Genomic DNA, 19,569 nt, shown 5'->3' with positions numbered 1-19,569 from the left:
TCAAATCTGTTATGGCAATGGTATGGCGCTGAGCAGGAGGGGAAAATTGCTGCAATTTCCAGGCTCGTTAGTGCGCTTGAGTTTCTTGCAGCAGACGCAGCGGTGCAGAGAGATATTGTTCCCGATTGCCCCGTATGCGAGGCCTGGTCGTCGCACATGTTGCCCATTCATGATGCGATCAGTATCTGTGGAGCTGCTTTGCCCGATGAAATCAGGATTCAACTTGATCGAGTCTGGGAGCTGTGCACCGCGGTAAGCGAGCTAAACCTTCCCTGCCATGATCGAGATGTCTTTGAGCAGCAGTCATGGCAGCCGTTACGTGCGGCAGCTGGTTATATGCTTCTCTCAATGGGAGTGGTTGAAGTAAAAGCATGTCTGACCGAATTGTCCCAGTGATCTCTCAGTGTATCGGTGAATGATTGTGCGCCTAGACGTCCGCTTCTGGCCGGAAGCTGCCGCAGGTGCGAGGCCGCTTCCGAGGCAAAGTAGCAAAGCCGCTACATCCCGTTGTGGAAGTCGCTGTGTTCCAGCTGGATACGGTCCCTCAGGCCTTTCATGCTCAGGGCGTATTCGCTCAGCACCCTGAGGGTCCAGTCGGCCCGGCGGCGGATGCGCAGATCGTCCTCCCCGCTGGGTTCTGCGGTGTTCAGGACCTGGTCGACCTGGCGGATGACCAACTGTTCGGGCAGGTAGCAGATGCGCGAGTTCTTGTAACTGGAGGCGCGCAGTTCAGAAAGCGGGTAGGACCCGCCCAGGCCCGCCGATACGCCCACCAGCAGCGCCGGCTTGTGTGCCAGCTCGGCGTAGCCGGCGTAGAGGAACAGGTTCTTCAGCGCCGGGCAGGCCATGCCGTGCCATTCGGGGGAAATCACCACCAGGGCGTCGGCGCGCTGCAGCTGCCCGGTCTGCTCCACCCAGGCGTGGTCTTCGATCGGCGCTGGCCAGAGGGGCAGCGGGGTCTGGCCGAGATCGACGACGCTGGCGGTGGCGCAGATTTCCAGCGCCTGCAGGCGCTCGGCCAGATAGCGGGCCACCTTGGCGGACTGGCTGGAGGGCTGGCTGGAGCCGGCAATCAGGGTGACGTTAAGGTTCATCGGGCGATCTCCGTGCCTTCCTGCGACTGCGTTTGTGGTTGTGTTTGCGGTTGTGGGTCACGCACCAACGGCCAGAACACCTCCTGCTGCCAGCTCACCGGTTGCATGTCCTCGATGCCATAGGCCGGCGGCCGACGGCGGGTGATCTTCGCGGTGCCGAACAGCACGTCCCAGAAGAACAACAGGTTGCCGAAGTTGCCCTTGTAGTTCGTTACGCCGTCTTCGGCGTTCAGGCCGTGGTGCGCCGAATGGGTGGAGGGCGTCGAGATGGTCCGCTCCAGCAGCCACATGAGCGGGCGTAGCGCGCGGATGCGGTAGAGCTTGTCATCCCAGGCAACGCTGCTGTGTGCGCCGAAGATCACCAGCATCTTCACGATCAGGTAGCCGTAGTAGAAGTTGGCCAGTCCCAGGTACACCAGCGCGCTGGTCAGCCAGATACCGGGCATCAGCAGGTAGTAGAAACTGTTGTTGCGATAGACGATGCGGATGCTCATGTACGGCGCCGAATGGTGGGCGCGGTGCAGGGCGTAGAGGAAAGGCACGCGGTGGGTCAGGCGATGCCACCAGTACTGGGTCATGTCGTCGAGCACCAGGAACAGGCCGAGGGCGGCGTACCACGGCAGGTCTGCCAGGCGACCCTGCAGTTGTGGCGCGAAGTGGCCCAGCAACTGGTTGGTCGTGATCAGGATCAGCGGGAAGGTGATCAACAGCAGGATGCCCGAGCCGAAGATCTCGACCATGGCGTCACGGCGCCGGGAAGCGGGTTGACGGAAACGGGCGCAGGCCATTTCCAGCAGCATGAAGGCAATGAAGATGGCGACCACCACGGGGGTGGGATTATTGGCGAGCAGTTCGGAGTTCATGGCACTCTCTTGTTGGTTTGCCCCTATGGGCGCGACATGAACAATAAGAAAACAAGGGCCAGGCCCGCGTCAGGCGTGAAATGGACAGAAATTCCCGAGAAGTGGCCAATCCGCAGCGTTACCACCGTGGCTCGCTGGGCCAGGTGCTGGAACGCTACCTGCTGGGCATGCGCCGGCATCGGGAGGGCGACTACAGCATGGTTGCCCTGGAGGAGCTGCTGGCCGAGGCCCAGCAGCATGATCCGGCCATCGGCCTGCATCTGTTCGGCCAGTTCACCATTCAGGACCGCCATATCCTGGCGCTCTCGGCCAGCTATTGCGCCGACCTGGGCGAGGCCCTGCGGCTCTGGGCACGCTACGGGCGACTGGCTTCGGACATGGACACTCTCGATTGCCTCGAGGATGAAACCGGAGCTGCCATCGAGATCATGATCGACGCGCCGGGTGATCTCGCCCGCTTCACTGTCGAGCACTATTTCGTCATGAGCCTGACCGTAATTCGCGAGGTCACTGGCAGCCCGATCACGCCATTGCGCGTGCAGTTCAGCCATCTGCGTCCCGCCTATCACGCGCAGTACGTCGAGGCATTCGGTGGCCCGGTGGAATTTGGCGCTGGCGGCAATCGCCTGCACTTCTCCACGACGGATCTGGCCAGGCCGCTGCTGAGCCGACATGCCGGCATGCTCGAGATCATCTGCCAGGAGCTGGATCGCCGCCTGGGGCGCCAGCGTCAGCTGAGCGGCTGGGCCGGGAAGCTGGCGCGGAACATGCGTCGAGCCCTCGCCGAAGGGCGGGTGCCAGGTCTGGAGGAGCAGGCCGCCGCTTTGCACCAGAGCGCTCGAACCTTGCGCAGGCGCCTGGAGGAACAGGGCCTGAGCTTCCGCCAGTTGCTGGATCTGGTTCGCGGCGAACTGGAGCAGCATTTCGAGTTGCAGGGACTGGCGGCCGGCGAGATTGCCATGCGCCTGGGCTACGGCGACCTGGGCGCCTACCAGCACGCCCGCCGTCGCTGGCGCGAGCCCGAGTGACTGGCGCCAGGTAACTCCGCCTGGCGTAGCCGCCCCGAAGGCGCGCGTCCGCGCTCTGCGTGCCGGCCTGCTCATTTCACGACAGGTGCCATCATGGCGCGGTGTTTCCTGGTTGCTACAGTTACCTCGCAGGCGATGGCACGGCAGTGTGTCGGAAGATCAGCTCCGGCACGCCATCGGCAAGGAATCCGAATCGACCGAACAAGGAACAAGCCGTGTCCATGCGTGAACAGATTGCAAGTCTGGAAGCCGCTGTGTCAGCTCAGGTGCTGGGCCAGGAAGAAACTGTCCGGCACATCCTGCTGGGGCTTCTGGCTAACGGCCATGTGCTGCTGGAAAGCCTGCCGGGTCTGGCCAAGACCCGAACCGTCAAGACCCTGTCCAAACACCTCGATGCGCGGATGAGCCGCGTGCAGTTCACCCCCGACCTGCTGCCCTCGGACATCACCGGCGCAGAAATCCTCCAGCAGACCGAACAGGGCAACCAGCTGAAATTCCAGCCCGGGCCGTTGTTCGGCAACATCATCCTCGCCGACGAAATCAACCGGGCACCGGCCAAGGTCCAGGCGGCGCTGCTCGAAGCCATGGAAGAGCGCCAGATCACCGTGGCCGGGCAGACACACCGTATGCCGGGACTGTTCATGGTGCTGGCGACGCAGAATCCCATCGAGCAGGAAGGCACCTATCCGCTACCCGAAGCGCAGATGGATCGCTTCCTGATGAAGCTGCTGATCGACTATCCGCGGGTGGAGGACGAGTCCCGCGTGCTGCAGCTGGTACGTGCCGAAGAGCGCAGCCAGCAGTCTGGAGGGGCGCCCGGGGAGATCACGCCGCTGGCGCAGGAAGCTGTGTTCGCCGCCCGCAAGGAAGTTGGCGACGTGCATGTCTCCGAGGCGATCGACCGCTACCTTATCGACCTGATCAACGCCACGCGCCGTCCCGCCGACTACGACGCCGACCTGTCTCGCTGGATGAAAGTCGGCGCCAGCCCACGGGGGGGCATCAGCCTGGACCGGGTGTCGCGTGCCCACGCCTGGATGGCCGGTAACGATTACGTCACGCCCGACGATGTGCGGGCCGTCGTGCATCCCGTGCTGCGCCATCGCCTGCTGCTTTCTTACGACGCCGTGGCCGATGGCGTGGGAGCCGATCAGGTGATCGACCGACTGCTGGACAAAGTGGCGATCCCGGCCTGAGGAGGGCATCCATGGCCGAATCGCAGCCGGTTGCCGATGGTCATGTCTACGCGGCGCTGCAGCAGCTGATGCTGCTCGAGCACCGTGTGCGTGGCCTGAGCTTTCTCTCGCGGCAACCGTTGTCCAGCGTGCTGTCCGGCAGCCATGCGGCGCGCCTGCGCGGGCGTGGGCTGAGCTTCGACGAGCTGCGCCAGTACAACCCCGGCGACGACTTGCGTCATCTGGACTGGCGTGCCTCGCTGCGCTACGGCAAGCCCTTCGTGCGCAGCTACACCGAAGAGCGCGACCGGCCGACCCTGTTGCTGGTGGACCAGCGCATGAGCATGTACTTCGGTTCCCAGCGCAGCTTCAAGTCGGTGCTCGCCGCCGAGCTGGCCGCACTGGGCGCCTGGATGGCGCTGCAGGCCGGCGACCGGGTCGGCGGCCTGGTGTTCGGCGACCGCAATACCGAGTACATCCGCCCCCTGCGCAGCCGGGCGAGGGTGGAGGGGCTGTGCGCGGCAATAGTCCGGCACAACCATGCGCTGCATGCGACCGCTACCGATGAGGACTCGCCGGGACAGCTGGACCGTGCGCTGCGCGAATGCCTGGCAGTGGCCGGGCACGACAGCCTGATCGTGATCATCAGCGACTTTGCCGGCGTCACCGAGCAGACGTTGCAACTGCTCCGCCAACTGAACGCGCACAACGATGTGCTGGCCTTGCTGGTCTTCGACCCCATCGCCCTGAAACTGCCCGACAAGGGCCGGGTGACGGTCACCCAGGGCGAGTTGCAGGTGGAGTTGGAGGTGGGGCGGCGGCAGCTCCACCGGCCGCTAGGAGAGTTTCTTTCCGGTCGGCTCAAGGATGTTGCGACGCTACTGCGTCGCAGCCAGGTGCCGCTGATGATGTTCAGCAGCGGCCGCGACAGCCTGGAGCAGTTGCGCGCGGAACTAGGCCGGCTGGCGGTGGCGCCGCGATGAGTGTGCCGAGCATCGACCAGCTCAAGGAGCTACCACCCCCACCGCCGCTGGTGAGCTACTGGCCGCAGACCTGGGGCTGGCTGGTGCTGGCCCTGGTGTTGCTGGCCGCCGGTGGCGCCTGGGCCTACTGGCGCCACCGTCGCTGGCGTCGCGACGCTTACCGGCGCGAAGCCCTGGCTCTGCTGGATGACCTGGACCATGCGCTGGCCGACCCACAGCAGCGCTTGCACGCTTTGCGCCAGCTGCCGCAACTGATCAAGCGCGTGGCCCTGTCGATGCCCGCGAAAGAGGGGGCCGCTCCCCTGGGCGGCGAAGCCTGGTTGGCCTATCTGCAGCGGCGTAGCAACGTGGCCTTGCCGGCGAACCTCGATCAACAGCTGGCCTTGCTGGCCTACGCGCCGGACGCGCGCGTGACGGCTTTGGAGGAGGGCGAGGCGCGCGCGTTGCTGGTCGCCTGCCGACAGTGGGTCGAGGTGCACCATGTGGCAGCTTGATTACCCCTGGGTGCTGCTTCTGCTGCCCTTGCCCTGGCTGGCCTGGCGCTATCTGCCGGCCTACCGCGAATCGCGCAGCGCCTTGCGCGTGCCGTTCTTCGCCGCCATGAGCCGCGCTGCCGGCCAGTCGCCAGGCAAGGGCGGGGCGGCGGGCGGGCGCTGGCAGCTGCCGCTGAACCTGGTGGTCTGGCTGCTGGTGCTGTTGGCCTGCGCGCGGCCGGTGCTGGTGGAAAAGCCCATCGAGCGCGAACAGCCGATCCGCGACCTGATGCTCGCCATCGACATCTCCCAGTCCATGGAAACCAATGACTACAAGGCGCCGGATGGCAGCCGGGTGGATCGCCTGAGCGTGGTGAAGAATGTGGTGCGTGATTTCATCGCCCAGCGCAAGGACGACCGCATCGGCCTTATCGTCTTCGGCACCGGGGCTTTTGCCCAGTCGCCGCCGACCCGCGATCACGCCAGCTTGCTGACCCTGCTCGACGAGGTCGGCATCGGCATGGCCGGGCCGAACACCGCCCTGGGCGATGCCATCGGCCTGACCATCAAGCTGCTCAAGGACACCCCCGAGCAGGAGAAGGTGCTGATCCTGCTCACTGACGGCAACGACACCGGCAGCGCCATCACCCCGGATCATGCCGCCGCCATGGCCCATGATCGCGGCATCGTGGTGCACACCATCGGCATCGGCGACCCGCAGGCCAGCGGCGAGGCCAAGGTCGACCTGGATACCTTGCGCAACATCGCCCGGACCACCGGGGGGCGATTCTTCACCGCCGGCGACAGCGGCGCTTTGCAGCAGGTCTACGCGACCCTGGACCGGATTACCCCGCACAAGGTGAAGACCCTCAGCCACCAGCCCAAGAAGGACCTGTTCTGGCTTCCGCTGGGCGCCGCGCTGCTCGCACTGCTACTGGCCCATGGTGTGGCGGCCCTTGCCGGGCGCTTCGCTGTGCCGGCCACGCGCGGTGAGAGCGGGGAGGCGCAGTCGTGATGGAAATCGACCCGGCGGCCTTCCACTTCCTGCGTCCGCTCTGGCTGTTGCTGGTGTTGCCCGGCGCGCTGCTGCCCTGGCTCTGGGCACGGCGCCATGACCTGGCGCGGCGGCTGGACGGCATCATTGCCCCGCACCTGCTGGATCACCTGGTGATCACTCCGCGCGACGGCCAGCGCTTGCGCCCTGTCCATCTGCTTGGCGGGTTGCTGGTGCTGGGCGGCGTCGCGGCCGCCGGACCGACCTGGCAGCGGGACCGCCCGGATTTCCTGGAGAACCGCGCGCCACTGATCCTCGCCCTCGACCTGTCGCCTTCCATGGCCGCCGACGACGTACCGCCCACGCGCCTGGAGGCGGCCAAGCACAAGCTGCATGACCTGATCCAGCGCCGCGCCGGCAGCCCGGTGGCGCTGGTCGCCTACGCGGGCAGCGCGCACCTGGTGTTGCCGGCTACCGAAGATCCGGGCTTGCTGGACAGCTTTCTGCAGGCACTGTCGCCGGGGCTGATCCAGCGCGAGGGTAAGGACGCGCTGGGCGCCATCGACATCGCCAAGCGCCTGCTCGCCGCCGAGCAATCCCCCGGCACCCTGGTGCTGCTGAGCGATGGTGCTGATGCCACCCAGTTCGATGCCATCGGCAAGGCTCTGTCCGGCAGTGATCTGCAAATGCTGGTGCTGGCCGTGGGCAGCCAGGATGGTGGCCTGCTAAAGGGCGGGCAGCAGGACAGCGAAGGTCGTCCGTTGCTGGCGACCTTCGACGCCGCCGGCCTGAAGGGCCTGGCCGACGCTACGGATGCGCCGTTGGGCAGCCTGACCCTGAATGACGACGACCTCGACTGGATCGAACTGCACTCGCAGCAGCACTTCCAGGCGGCGCGCGGCGATGACCAGCAGCTGAACTGGAAGGATGCCGGTTACTGGCTGTGCTGGCCGCTGCTGGCCCTGGTGGTGGTGAGCATCCGCAAGGGCTGGAAGGTGCACTGGCTCAGCGTCTGGTTGGTGGCCGCCGGGATCGCCTGGCCGGGTGAGCCGGCCCGCGCCGGCATGCTGGCCGATGCATTCCTCACCCCCGACCAGCAAGGTCGCTGGGCCTTCGAGCACGGGCGCTTTCCCCAGGCCGCCGAGCATTTCCACGATCCCTTCTGGAAGGGCCTGGCCGCCTACCAGGCAGCGCAGTACGACCTTGCACTGGCCAGCTTCGCGCGCCTGGACAGCGCCCCGGCCTACTTCTACCTGGGCAATACCTACGTGAAGCTGAGCAAGTTCGACCAGGCCATCGGCGCCTACCAGCAGGCGCTGAAACGCCAGCCGGCGTTTCCCCAGGCGCAGGCCAACCTGGCCTTGGCCAAGGCGCTGCAGAAGGACCGCGAGGCGCAGCAGGAGGCAGGGCCGCCAGGCGAGAAACCGGACCAGGAGGTGTTCGACAACACCGCCGACAAGGGCAAGGCGGTCAAGCTGGCCGCTGGCAAGGTCAGCTCCGACGAGCAATGGCTGGAGAACCTGAGTACCTCGCCGGCGCAGTTCCTCAAGCGCAAGTTTCTGTTGCAGGACGCCGCTGCGGAGAAGGCGCCATGAGACGACTGGTTTTACTTCTATTGCTGCTGCCGCTGTTCCTGCCGTTGCCGGCTCGGGCAGCCGAACCCGAGGTCAAGGTGCGCACCCGCCTTTTGCCCGCCGACTCCGTGCTGGTGGGCGGCACCCTGACCTTGCAGGTCGACCTGCTGGTGGATACCTGGTTCAGCCAGCCGCCGGAACTGCCGAAGCTGACCCTGGACGGAGCCGTGGTCTCCGAGGCCAACGGCGAGGCGACCCACCTCAACGAGCAGATCGAAGGCAAGGCGTTCTTCGGCCTGCGCTTCAACTACCAGATCACCCCGCAGAAGGCACAGGAGTTCGTGGTGCCGGCGCTGAACATCGGCTTGCAGCCGGGCCAGGCCAGCGCGCCGGTAACGGTGCAAACCCCCGTCCAGCATTTTTCCGCTCGGCCGCCGGCTGGTGGCAGTGCGGGAGATGACCAGCGACTGGTGGCAACGGCGGTGACCTTCACCCAGACCTTGCAGGCTTCCCACGATCCGCTGCGAGTGGGCGACAGCGTCACTCGGCACCTTCGCGTCGAGGCCGAGGGCGCTCAGGCCATGCTCATCCCGCCGCCGCTGTTCGCCGAGGTGCCGGGGCTCAAGCGCTACGTGCAGTCGCCCACGGTGAAGCCGCTGAGTGACGGGCGCGGCGGCGTAACCGGCGGAATGCGCGAGGACGCGGTGACTTATGTGGTCACACGCGAGGGCGAGTTCGTGCTGCCCGCCATCGAGCTGCAATGGTGGCAGGCCGGCAGCGGCGCCCAACAGGCGTCCGCTGTTCCACTGCTGAAGGTCAGTGCCAGTGGCAATGCCAGCTACCAGGCGCCGTTCTCGATCAGTGACGACCTGCGCGAACTGGGCCGCCGGACACAGGTGCGCATCGCCGGTCACTGGCTGGCGCTGGCCGCCACGCTGGTGCTGCTGGCGGCCCTTGCCTACGCCGTCTATGCCTGGGGCGGCCCGTTGCGCGCTGCAGCCAGGGCGGCTTTCGAACGCCGCCGCCAGGCCTGGCGGGATTCGCCGGCTTTCGCCTGGCGACAGGTGCGCCAGCAGCTCAAGGGCGAACCGCCACAGGTGGGGGCGCTGTACCTCTGGCTCCGTCGGACGAACGGTTGTCGTGAAATGAGTGCGGCAATTCCTGAGCACGCCGTCAAAGCTGTCAATCCTTTGCTAGCGTTTCTCAAGGCCCGCTACGGGCGCCCCGGGGCGCAGCCCGGCACAGGGCCGGGGCCGCTGATCCAGGCCTTGCCGGCTATCCAGCGGGAGCTGGGCCAGGGCAAGCCGACGAGCTTGCCGGCCCATGCCCTCAAACCTTTGAATCCGTGATCCTGGGATGTGACATGCCGTCGAAACCCGCTCAACCGATAGCCCGCTGGATGCTCCTGCTGCTCCTGGGGGTGTCGTTCGTGGCCCGTGCAGCAGACGAACTGCCGTCCTGGAACGACGGGCCCTCCCGGCAAGCCATTGTCGACTTCGTTGGGGCAGTGACCCAGGAGGGCGGCAAGGACTTCGTGCCGCCAGCCGAGCGTATCGCCGTGTTCGACAACGACGGCACGCTGTGGAGTGAGCAGCCGATGTACTTCCAGGTGCTTTTCGCCCTGGACGAAGTGAGGCGGCAGGCGCCGCAGCATCCGGCATGGAAGGAGAAACAGCCGTTCAAGGCGGTGCTCGAGGGCGACCACAAGGCCCTGGCCGACAGCGGCATGCAAGGCATCCTGGCGATCGTCGCCGCCACCCATTCCGGCGTGAGCACCGATGAGTTCATCGCCAATGCGCGCCGCTGGCTGGCCAGCGCCCGGCATCCGCGCAGCCACAAGCCCTACACCGAGATGGTGTTCCAGCCGATGCTGGAACTGCTGGGCTATCTGCGCGCCAACGGCTTCAAGACCTACATCGTCTCTGGCGGTGAGGTGGCCTTCATGCGCGCGTTCGCCGAGGAGGTCTACGGTATCCCGCCCGAGCAGGTGATCGGTACGACACTGGGCAGCCGCTTCGAGGACCGCAATGGCCAGCTGTCGATCCTGCGCCTGCCCAAGCTGGTGCACAACGACGATGGCCCCGGCAAGCCGGAGAGCATCGACAGCATCATCGGCCGCCGGCCGATCCTGGCCTTCGGCAACTCCGACGGTGACCTGCAGATGCTGCAGTGGACCGCTGCGGGTAAAGGCCCTCACTTTGCCGGGCTGGTGCACCACACCGATGGCAAGCGCGAGTGGGCCTATGACCGCCAGAGCAAGGTCGGGCGCCTGGACAAGGCGCTCGACATGGCGAAAAGCAAGGATTGGGTAGTAGTGGACATGGCAACGGAGTGGAAGCGGATCTATCCGTTCGATCAGTGATACCAACAAGCAAAACCGCAGGGGCACGGGGATTTCCAGCCAGGCAGTCGGCATCTCCAGTAAACGCAGTCGTGGCACACGACCAGTAACTGGAATGGAGAGACAGCAATGAAGCGCACGGGAAGATGGATATCGCGGTTCGCCCTCGCGGCGACGGCGATAATGGGGTGCTCGGTCGCCAGTGCGGCGGACAAGCCGAACATCCTGGTGATCTTCGGCGACGATATCGGCCAGACCAATATCAGTGCCTACGCGTTCGGCGTAGTCGGCTACCAGACGCCGAACATCGATCGCATCGCCAAGGAAGGCATGATGTTCACCGACTACTATGCGGAGAACAGCTGTACCGCTGGACGGTCCACCTTTATCACCGGACAGGCGATCCTGCGTACCGGGTTATCCAAGGTGGGCATGCCGGGCGTACCAGTCGGCCTGCAGGACCGCGATGTCACCATCGCCCAGGCGCTCAAGGCGCATGGCTACGCCACCGGCCAGTTCGGCAAGAACCACCTGGGCGACCGCGACGAGTACCTGCCCACCAAGCACGGCTTCGACGAATTCTTCGGCAACCTTTACCACCTCAATGCCGAGGAAGAACCCGAGCGTCCGTACTGGCCCAAGGATGACGAAGCCTTCACCAAGGCCGCGACGCCTCGTGGCGTGCTCAAGGCCACTGCCGACGGCAAGATCGAGGACACCGGCGCGCTGAACAGCAAGCGCATGGAAACCATCGACGATGACACCACCCAGGCCGCGATCAACTTCATGGACAAGCAGGTCAAGGCCGACAAACCGTTCTTCGTCTGGATGAACACCACGCGCATGCATGCCTTCACCCACATCCGCGATTCGATGAAGGGCCAGAGCGGCATGGCGGGCAACGACTATGCCGACGGCATGATCGAGCATGACGGTGATGTCGGCAAACTGCTCAAGGCGGTGGACGACCTGAAGATCGCCGACAACACCATCGTCGTCTACACCACCGACAACGGGCCGAACCAGTGGTCCTGGCCGGACGCGGCGACCACGCCGTTCCGCAACGAGAAGAACTCCAACTGGGAGGGTGCCTACCGCGTGCCAGCGATGGTCCGCTGGCCGAACCACATCAAGCCGGGCAGCGTCTCCACCCAGATGTTCTCCGGGCTGGACTGGTTCCCGACGTTGCTGGCCGCCATCGGCGATACCGACATCAAGGATCGCCTGCTCAAGGGGGCGGACATCGGCGGCAAGAACTTCAAGGTACACCTGGATGGCTACAACCAGCTGGACTACCTGACTGGCAAGACCGACAAGGGTGCCCGTAACGAGTTCTACTACTTCAACGATGACGCCGAACTGGTGGGCATGCGCTTCGGCGACTGGAAGATCGTCTGGTGCGAACAGCGCGCACCGGGTGGCCTGAAGGTCTGGAGCGAGCCGTTCACCTGTCTGCGCGTACCCAAGCTGTTCAACCTGCGCATGGACCCCTACGAGCGGGCGGACGTGGTCTCCGACCAGTACTACGACTGGCTGACCAAGAACGACTACCTGCTCTTCCAGGGAACGCAGAAAGCAGCGAAGTTCCTGCAGACCTTCGTCGACTATCCGCCGAGCCAGCGCCCGGCGAGCTTCAGCATCGACCAGATCCGCAAGGATGTGGACGCGAAGATCGAAGCGAAGATGAAGCAGAGCGGCAAGCAGTGATGTACGCAACGGGCACTGCTTTCGCAGTGTCCACCTCAATCCCCGCGATGGCCGAGCCGTCGCGGGGATTCTTCTGTTCGACAAGGTTGTTCCGATGCCCTCGACTGCCAGTTCCTCGACCATGAGCGCGCGCCCCAGCCGACAGACCGCCGCCGACGCGCAACGCCGGCTTGCCCTGTGGGTGCCTGCGCTGCTGTTGTTCGCCTCGGGCGGCGCGGCGCTGGTGTTCCAGGTGTTGTGGGTCAAGCAGCTGTCGTTGGTGGTGGGGGTGGAGGTCTATGCCGTCACCACGGCAATCAGCGCCTTCTTCGCTGGCCTGGCCCTGGGCGGGCTGGCCTTCGGCCGCCTGGCGGACCGCCTGGAACGGCCGCTGCGGCTGTATGCCGGGCTGGAGCTGCTGGTGGCGTTGCTGGCGGTCGCTGCCACCGTCGCCCTGGCCAATGCCGCCGGCATCTTCGCCTTCCTGGAGGAAGGGCTCGGTGTTCTGGCCTGGACGCTGCCTTTCGTGCTGGTGGGTGTACCGGCATTCTTCATGGGCGGCACGCTGCCGGTGCTGGTGCGTGCCGTGGAACCCGCTGACGGGCAGATGGGGCGAGCGGGGGGAGGCCTGTATGCCGCCAACACCGCCGGCGCCATCGCCGGCACGCTGGTGGCGGCCTTCGTGTTCCTGCCTTTGTTCGGTGTGCTGGGCAGTGCCTGCGCGGCGGCTGTCTTCAACCTGATCGCCGCGGCGGGAGCCTTGCTGCTTCGCCGTGAGGCGATCCGGAAGCCGACCGCGACTGCATCGGTGACCACCTCGCGAAGCAAGGCGGCCCGCCTGGCCATCGCCCTGTACTGCGTGGCTGGTGGTGTCGCGCTGGGCTACGAGGTGGTCTGGACGCAATCCATCGTCCAGTTCATGAGCACCCGCACCTTTGCCTTCGCCGTGGTCCTGGCCACCTACCTCTGCGGCCTGGTGCTGGGCAGCGTCCTGTATGCCCGGCGCGCGGACCGCCTCCGCGATCCCTGGGGCCTGTTCGGCCTGCTCATCGCCGCGGCGGGGCTGCTGGCCATTGCGCAGATTGCCGGTCTCGGCACCTGGCTGATCGGCCTGCAGACCCGTGTCGAATGGCTGGTGCTGCAAGCCGGAGGCAGCGAGCTGGCGGGCATGTGTGCGCGTTTCGCGGTGGCGGCGCTGTGCGTGGTGTTCCTGCCGACGACCCTGCTGGGTGCGGCTTTCCCCATCGCCTTGCGGCTGTCGGTGGATCGCCACCACGTTGGCCGCGATGTTGGCGTGGTGGTAGCGCTCAACACCCTGGGCGGCATTGTTGGCGTCATGCTGACTGGCTTCGTTCTTGTCCCCGGCCTGGGCCTGGTGCGCACGCTGGCCGTGCTGGGGGGGCTGGCCGCCGTCATTGGCCTGCTGGCCGTCTGGCGCGGTGAAGGCGTGAGCAGGAAGCTGCGCATCAGCGTCGTCGCCGTGGCGGTGCTTGCCGTGGCTATTGGTGCCCTGACGCCGTCGCAACACCTGGCCGAGCTGATGCCCGGCGCCCGCAATGGACAGATCAGCTTCTATGCCGAAGGCCGTGGCGGCACCGTAGCGGTTATCGAGCAGGGCCGGGGGGACAACCGCTTCAGCCGCCTTTACATCCAGGGCGTCTCGAACACCGGCGATGCCATGCCGTCGTTGCGCTACATGCGCCTGCAAGCCCTGCTGCCACTGCTGATCCATAACGGCGAGCCACGCTCGGCGCTGGTGATTGGCTTCGGCACCGGTATCACGGCCGGCGCCATGCTGCGCTACCGCGACCTGCAACACCCGGTGGTGGCAGAGTTGCTGCCGGAGGTGCTGGCCGCTGCGCCGAACTTCAAGGGCAATTTCGACGCGATTCACGATCCTCGTCTGGATATCCGCCTACGCGACGGCCGGCGCGAGCTGCTGCGCAGCGCCGAGCGCTACGACATGATCACCCTGGAACCGCCGCCGCCTTCGGCCGCGGGGGTGGTCAACCTGTATTCCCGTGATTTCTACCAGCTCGCCGCCTCGCGCCTGGAGGAGGGCGGCGTGGTTGCCCAGTGGTTGCCGTTGCCGACGCAGAACGACGAGGAAAGCCGCTCGCTGGTGCGCAGCTTCATCGACGTCTTCCCCTACGCCACGCTGTGGACCACGGAGTTCCACGAGATGCTGCTGGTGGGCTCGCTGCAGCCGCTGCGCCTGGACGTGACGACCATTCGCCAGCGCTTCGAACAGCCGGAAGTCGCCGCCGCGCTGGGGGAGGTCGGGATCGACTCGGTCGAGGCCCTGCTGGCCACCTGGGTCACCGACCGGGCAGGGCTGGAGCGTTATGCCGGCGATGCGCTGCCGGTGACTGACGATCACCCACGCATCGAGTACGCGCCCTGGGTCCGCCCGAAGGAAATCGCCCGCGTGCTGCCAACCCTGCTGGCCCTGCGCACGGCGCCGCCGCTGGAAAACGCCTTGCCTTCGGTGCAGGCATCGGTCAACGACGGCTGGCTGAGGCTGCGCCGCTTCTACGACCTCAGCCTGCACGCCTACCGCGGCGACCGTCAGGCCTGGGCTCGCGATGCCCGACAGGTGGCCCTGGAAGATGGCGACAATCCCTATTACCGGTGGTTCCTGGGTGGCCCCTGAGTGACCGCCGGGGCGCACGGCCCGGCGAACCTGTTCGAGGCGAATTCCGGTTACCCTTGGCGTCGCCTGCACCCGTGAAGGGGGCAGGTCGATGCGTTACAGGAGATAACATCTGATGGAGACTTCCTCCCGCCCCCGCAGCACACTCAACCCACCCGTCTTCTATACCAGCGCCTTGCTGATCTTCCTCCTCGTACTCTACGCCGTGGTATTCCAGGCCCAGGCCCAGGCGCAGTTCGATCGCGTTCAGCAATGGATAGTCGCCAACGCCAGCTGGTTCTACATTCTGGCCGTGGCGCTGATCCTGATCAGCGTGGTGTTCCTCGCCATCAGCCGCTATGGCGACATCAAGCTCGGCCCCGACCATAGCGAGCCGGAATACCGCAGCAGCAGTTGGTTCGCCATGCTGTTCTCCGCCGGCATGGGCATCGGCCTGATGTTCTTTGGCGTCGCCGAGCCGGTCATGCACTTCACCAGCCCGCCAGTGGGCGAGGCCGGCACCGTGGCCGCCGCCCGCGAGGCGATGAAGATCACCTTCTTCCATTGGGGGCTGCACGCCTGGGCGATCTACGCCATCGTCGGGCTGATCCTGGCCTACTTCAGCTTCCGCAAGGGCCTGCCGCTGACGTTGCGCTCGGCGCTCTATCCACTGATCGGCGAGCGCATCTACGGGCCGATCGGCCATGCGGTGGATGTCTTCGCGATTATTGGCACGGTATTCGGTGTCGCCACTTCGCTGGGCTATGGCGTGCTGCAGATCAACAGCGGTTTCCATCACCTGTTCGGTCTGCCGGTGAATGCCACCGTGCAGATCGTCCTCATCACCGTCACCTGCGCCCTGGCGACCCTGTCGGTGGCCAGCGGCCTGGACAAGGGCATTCGCATTCTCTCGGAGCTGAACCTGGCGCTGGCCGTGATCCTCATGCTCTTCGTCCTGCTTCTCGGGCCGACCGTGTTCCTGCTGCAGACCTATGTGCAGAACACCGGCTCCTACCTCTCGGACATCGTCAACAAGACCTTCAACCTCTACGCCTACCAGCCGACCGACTGGATCGGCGGCTGGACGCTGCTCTACTGGGGCTGGTGGCTGTCCTGGTCGCCCTTTGTGGGGCTGTTCATCGCACGTATCTCGCGCGGTAGGACGATCCGCGAATTCGTCTGTGGCGTGCTCTTCGTGCCGGCCGGTTTCACCCTGCTGTGGATGACGGTGTTCGGCGATTCGGCGATCCACATGATCCTCAACGAGGGCGTGCGTGACCTGGCTGCCGTGGTCGACCAGGACAGTTCCCTGGCCCTGTTCGCCTTCCTCGAACACTTCCCGCTGTCGAGCGTGGTGTCGATGGTCGCGGTGCTGATGGTGGTGGTGTTCTTCGTGACGTCCGCCGACTCCGGCGCTCTGGTGGTCGACATGCTGGCTTCCTCCGGACACGCGCATTCGCCGCTCTGGCAGCGCATCTTCTGGTCGGTGAGCATCGGTGTGGTAGCGATAGCCCTGCTCCTGGCCAACGGCCTCAAGGCGTTGCAGACGGCGACTATCGCCAGTGCGCTGCCGTTCTCGGTAATCCTGCTGGCTTCGATCTGGGGCCTGTTCCGTGCCCTGCACCTGGACGCGACACGCCGCGGTCTGCGTAACCAGTCCATGCCGACTCCACGGCATGCACCCCACCATGAAGGGGGCTGGCAACGGCGCTTGCGCAGCATCGCCATGAAGCCGCGCCGTGCCCACGTCACCCGCTTCATTGCCGAAGTCGTGCGGCCGGCCTGCGAGGAGGTGGCGGCGGAGCTGCGCAAGCAGGGGCATGACGTGCAGGTCCTGGAGCGCGAGGATGGGCGCGTGGTGCTGGAACTGGCACAGCCGGGGGAGGGCCACTTCCTCTATGAAGTCCGCCCGCGCGCCTTCACCAGTCCCAGCTTCGTCCTGCTCGAAGAGGATGACGGCGCCGAAGCGCGCAAGTACTTCCGGGCGGAGGTTCATCTGCGTGAAGGTGGCCAGGACTACGACATCATGGGCTGGAGCCGGGACGATGTGATTGCCGATATCCTCGACCAGTACGAGCGCCACCTGCACTACCTGCATGTGGTGCGCTGAGGGAAGTGCCTTCAGGCGGCCGTCACCGCGACGATGATTGGCCCGCAGACGGCCAGCAGTACGTTGGAGATCGCATAGCAGACGGTGAAGCCGATCACCGGCGTGTTGCTGCCGGACTGCTCGATGATCTTGTTCATCGAGGCCGCCTCGGTCTGCGCACCGGCCAGGGCGCCGAACAGGATCATCGGGTGCAGTCCCAGCACATAGCGGCCGAAGTACAGCGTCACCAGGGGCGGCAGCAGCGTGACCAGCGCACCCGACAGCAACAGGGCCGCGCCCTGTTCCAGGATGGCGGAGAGCGCCGCCGGCCCGGCGAGCAGGCCGACCACGGCGCCGAAGGCGGTCAGGCCGAACTCGGAGAAGGCCCACTGCGCCGCGCGCGGCAGCGCACCCAGCTCCGGGTGCCGGGAGTTGTACCAGCCGATCAACAGGCCGACCAGGAGAATGCCGCCGCCGACCCCCAGCTCCACGGGAATCATGCCGATGTGGGTGGAGAGCAGGCCCAGCAGCGAGCCGACCACCATGCCCAGCGCGTGGATGGCGATGTCGCTGCGGTAGTCGCTGACGCGGATGCGCCCGATCTGCTCGGCCAGTGCCTCGACGCTGGCGCTGCGGCCGACCAGCGTGATGACGTCGCCGCGACGCAGGACGGTGTCAGGCAGCAAAGGCAGTTCCAGGCCCTGGCGCGTGATGGTGCGGATGAAGCAGCCCATGCGCTCGGACCCGATCAGTTGCTGCTTGATCTGGTGGATGGTCCGGCCGCTCAGGCGCTTGGACGTGAGCACGATGTCGGCGTCGCGAGTGGCGAACGACAGGCTCTCGGGGTTGTCGATCTCCGGACCTATCCACTGGGTGAGTTCCGCCACCGCCTCGCGCAGCGTGTAGACGCCCAGGATATCGTCCTGCCTCAGTACCAGCTCCGGGCTGCGCTCGAGAATCCGATCGCCGCGAATCACCCGCTCGATGCTCATCGAGGCATGCAGGGCCTCTACATCGGCGATGCGCTTGCCGATGGCCGCCGGCGCCGTCAGGCGGTGGGCGCGTACCACGATGCGGGTGTAGGGAATGCTGATGGCGTTCTCTTCGCGCTCGATGCCCAGTTCGCGCTCCAGCTCCCTGGCTGAACTGCGCAGGTCCACTCCCAGCAGCCGCGGCGCGATGCTGCCGACGAAGACGATCAGGCCGATGGTGCCGAACAGGTAGGTGACCGCGTAGGCAACTGCCATGTGGCTGTTGAGTTGGGACTTGCTTGCTTCGTCGACGGCCAGTTGGGCAATGGCGCTGCTGGCGGTGCCCATGATCGCCGTGTCGGTCAGCGCGCCGGCGCCGAGGCCGGCGGTGAAGCCCGCGTCGAAATGGAACAGGCCGTACATGGCGAGGATGGTGCCCAGCGCGGTGGCGCACAGCACGACCGAGAGCAGCACCAGCTTGAGGGTGCCGCGGTTGAGGCTGCCGAAGAACTCCGGGCCGCTCTTGAAACCCACCGCGTAGATGAACAGGGCGAAGAACACCGACTTCAGCTCGTGGGGAATCTGCAAGCCGACCTGGCCGATCAGCAGCCCCATCAACAGCGCGCCAGCCACAGAGCCGAGGTGGAAATCGCCGATCCGCACCCGACCGACCAATACGCCCAGGCCGATGGCCAGAAAGACCGCAATCTCGGGGTTGCTGCGCAAGGCATGCAGCGCAAAGTCGACCATCAACCGTTCTCCCTGTTCGGTGGGCCGCCGATGAACTCGGCCGGGCACAGGGGAGTATGGCCCGCGCGGCAGGCGGCGCCAGCGGCGGCGGACCCGGTTGGCCGACACGCCGCCCCGCAAACCACGGGAGCGCTCGACCACCGGCCGTGGCTGCGAACCTCAGTGAATCGTCGGGAAGCGCTCGCTGATCAGGGTCTGCGCCTGCCAGGCCATCTGGTCGAGCAGGCGATCGCGCTTTTTCTCCGCCTCGCGCATGGCCTTGCTGCCGTTCTGCTTGACCAGGTAGGTGTGGATCTGCCGCACCTCCTTGGACTGGTAGATGGGTGCCAGGTCCTGCACCGCAACCATGCCATTGGAGCGGTGGTCGCGGGTGTTCATCAGCACGTGCGGGCCATGCGCTGCCAGCGGTTTGAAGCCCATCGCCTCGAAGACCGGCACCTTGCTCGCCGCACAGGCCAGTTCGGCATGGGGGCGGTGCTCGAGCATCTTCTGCAGCATGGCACGGGCGATACCGCGCCGGCGGTGGCTGGCCTGGACGGCGAGGTACGCCAGGGTGCAGGCCTCGGCGTCATCCGCGCTCGGCAGGTAGAGGGCGAAGCCCAGCACCTGCGAGGGGTCTTCGTCGTCCAGGGCGAGGATCAGGCGGGCGGGGCTCGTCGCGGAGCCGTCCATGGCCTGCAGGTACAGGTGCACCTCGAAGCCGATCACGTACTGGTACAGCTGGAACAGCGGGTTGCTCGGCGTCAGCGGCACCGGGCTGATGTCGCTGAAGTCGTCCACCACCATTTGCAGCACCTGGCTTTTCAGGGATTCGGGGGGCGAGGTGTCGAGGGTGACGAGGGTGAACATCAGCAGCGGGCTCCGGGCGTGGCCGATCCGGGGGAATCGGGGTGGGCGCCATTGTAACCTCCCTGGG

General features: G+C 65.9%; 16 protein-coding genes. 12 read left to right on the top strand and 4 right to left on the bottom strand.

Going from position 1 to position 19,569, the window contains the following annotated elements:
- The coding region (locus FAS41_RS30880) for a hypothetical protein (protein ID WP_171049523.1) at positions 1-396 on the top strand (396 nt) is incomplete at its 5' end.
- A gap of 101 nt (positions 397-497) precedes the next feature.
- Here the strand turns inward: FAS41_RS30880 and FAS41_RS20715 are convergent.
- On the bottom strand, positions 498-1,094 hold the full coding sequence (locus FAS41_RS20715) for an NADPH-dependent FMN reductase (RefSeq protein ID WP_138525319.1): 597 nt from the start codon (positions 1,092-1,094) through the stop codon (positions 498-500).
- A complete protein-coding gene (locus FAS41_RS20710; RefSeq protein ID WP_138525318.1) occupies positions 1,091-1,957 on the bottom strand; it encodes a sterol desaturase family protein in 867 nt (288 codons plus the stop codon). Before FAS41_RS20710 ends, FAS41_RS20715 begins: the two co-directional genes overlap by 4 nt.
- 80 nt (positions 1,958-2,037) lie before the next feature.
- Between FAS41_RS20710 and FAS41_RS20705 the strand changes: the two genes are divergently transcribed.
- From FAS41_RS20705 to FAS41_RS20655, 11 genes are all read left to right on the top strand, one after another.
- Positions 2,038-2,985 (top strand): AraC family transcriptional regulator ligand-binding domain-containing protein, encoded by a 948-nt coding sequence (locus FAS41_RS20705; protein WP_138525317.1) that lies wholly within the window; start codon positions 2,038-2,040, stop codon positions 2,983-2,985.
- 221 nt (positions 2,986-3,206) lie between these two features.
- Positions 3,207-4,181 carry an AAA family ATPase gene (locus FAS41_RS20700; protein WP_246084909.1) on the top strand — a complete coding sequence of 325 codons (975 nt, stop codon included), beginning with the start codon at positions 3,207-3,209 and terminating at the stop codon, positions 4,179-4,181.
- 11 nt (positions 4,182-4,192) lie between these two features.
- Positions 4,193-5,143 carry a DUF58 domain-containing protein gene (locus FAS41_RS20695; protein ID WP_138525315.1) on the top strand — a complete coding sequence of 317 codons (951 nt, stop codon included), beginning with the start codon at positions 4,193-4,195 and terminating at the stop codon, positions 5,141-5,143.
- Positions 5,140-5,637, top strand: a complete 498-nt coding sequence (locus FAS41_RS20690) for a DUF4381 domain-containing protein (RefSeq protein ID WP_138525314.1) — start codon at positions 5,140-5,142, stop codon at positions 5,635-5,637. The genes FAS41_RS20695 and FAS41_RS20690 overlap by 4 nt, the downstream gene beginning before the upstream one ends.
- The gene (locus FAS41_RS20685) at positions 5,624-6,631 is read left to right on the top strand and encodes a VWA domain-containing protein (RefSeq protein WP_138525313.1); all 1,008 of its coding nucleotides are present in this window, start codon (positions 5,624-5,626) and stop codon (positions 6,629-6,631) included. The genes FAS41_RS20690 and FAS41_RS20685 overlap by 14 nt, the downstream gene beginning before the upstream one ends.
- Entirely contained in the window at positions 6,631-8,205 is a 1,575-nt protein-coding gene (locus FAS41_RS20680) for a VWA domain-containing protein (RefSeq protein WP_138525323.1), read from the top strand. The genes FAS41_RS20685 and FAS41_RS20680 overlap by 1 nt, the downstream gene beginning before the upstream one ends.
- Positions 8,202-9,533 (top strand): BatD family protein, encoded by a 1,332-nt coding sequence (locus FAS41_RS20675; protein WP_138525312.1) that lies wholly within the window; start codon positions 8,202-8,204, stop codon positions 9,531-9,533. Before FAS41_RS20680 ends, FAS41_RS20675 begins: the two co-directional genes overlap by 4 nt.
- A 14-nt stretch (positions 9,534-9,547) precedes the next feature.
- Positions 9,548-10,546 carry an HAD family hydrolase gene (locus tag FAS41_RS20670; RefSeq protein WP_138525311.1) on the top strand — a complete coding sequence of 333 codons (999 nt, stop codon included), beginning with the start codon at positions 9,548-9,550 and terminating at the stop codon, positions 10,544-10,546.
- Positions 10,547-10,654: 108 nt separating this feature from the next.
- Entirely contained in the window at positions 10,655-12,232 is a 1,578-nt protein-coding gene (locus FAS41_RS20665) for an arylsulfatase (RefSeq protein ID WP_138525310.1), read from the top strand.
- A 121-nt stretch (positions 12,233-12,353) separates the two neighbouring features.
- A complete protein-coding gene (locus FAS41_RS20660; protein ID WP_425049015.1) occupies positions 12,354-14,864 on the top strand; it encodes a fused MFS/spermidine synthase in 2,511 nt (836 codons plus the stop codon).
- A gap of 115 nt (positions 14,865-14,979) precedes the next feature.
- Positions 14,980-16,953, top strand: coding sequence for a BCCT family transporter (locus FAS41_RS20655; protein ID WP_138525308.1), 1,974 nt, complete (start codon positions 14,980-14,982; stop codon positions 16,951-16,953).
- A gap of 11 nt (positions 16,954-16,964) precedes the next feature.
- Here FAS41_RS20655 and aspT read toward each other — a convergent pair whose 3' ends face one another.
- Together aspT and FAS41_RS20645 are read right to left on the bottom strand one after the other, a co-directional pair.
- Positions 16,965-18,653, bottom strand: a complete 1,689-nt coding sequence (aspT, locus tag FAS41_RS20650) for an aspartate-alanine antiporter (protein WP_138525307.1) — start codon at positions 18,651-18,653, stop codon at positions 16,965-16,967.
- Positions 18,654-18,812: 159 nt separating this feature from the next.
- A complete protein-coding gene (locus tag FAS41_RS20645) occupies positions 18,813-19,502 on the bottom strand; it encodes a GNAT family N-acetyltransferase (RefSeq protein WP_138525306.1) in 690 nt (229 codons plus the stop codon).
- Positions 19,503-19,569 lie beyond the last annotated feature (67 nt).

Source organism: Pseudomonas nicosulfuronedens (assembly GCF_005877905.1).
GTDB lineage: Bacteria > Pseudomonadota > Gammaproteobacteria > Pseudomonadales > Pseudomonadaceae > Pseudomonas > Pseudomonas nicosulfuronedens.
Note: the sequence above shows the minus strand (reverse complement) of the source record. Positions and strands in the feature narration are given on the sequence as shown.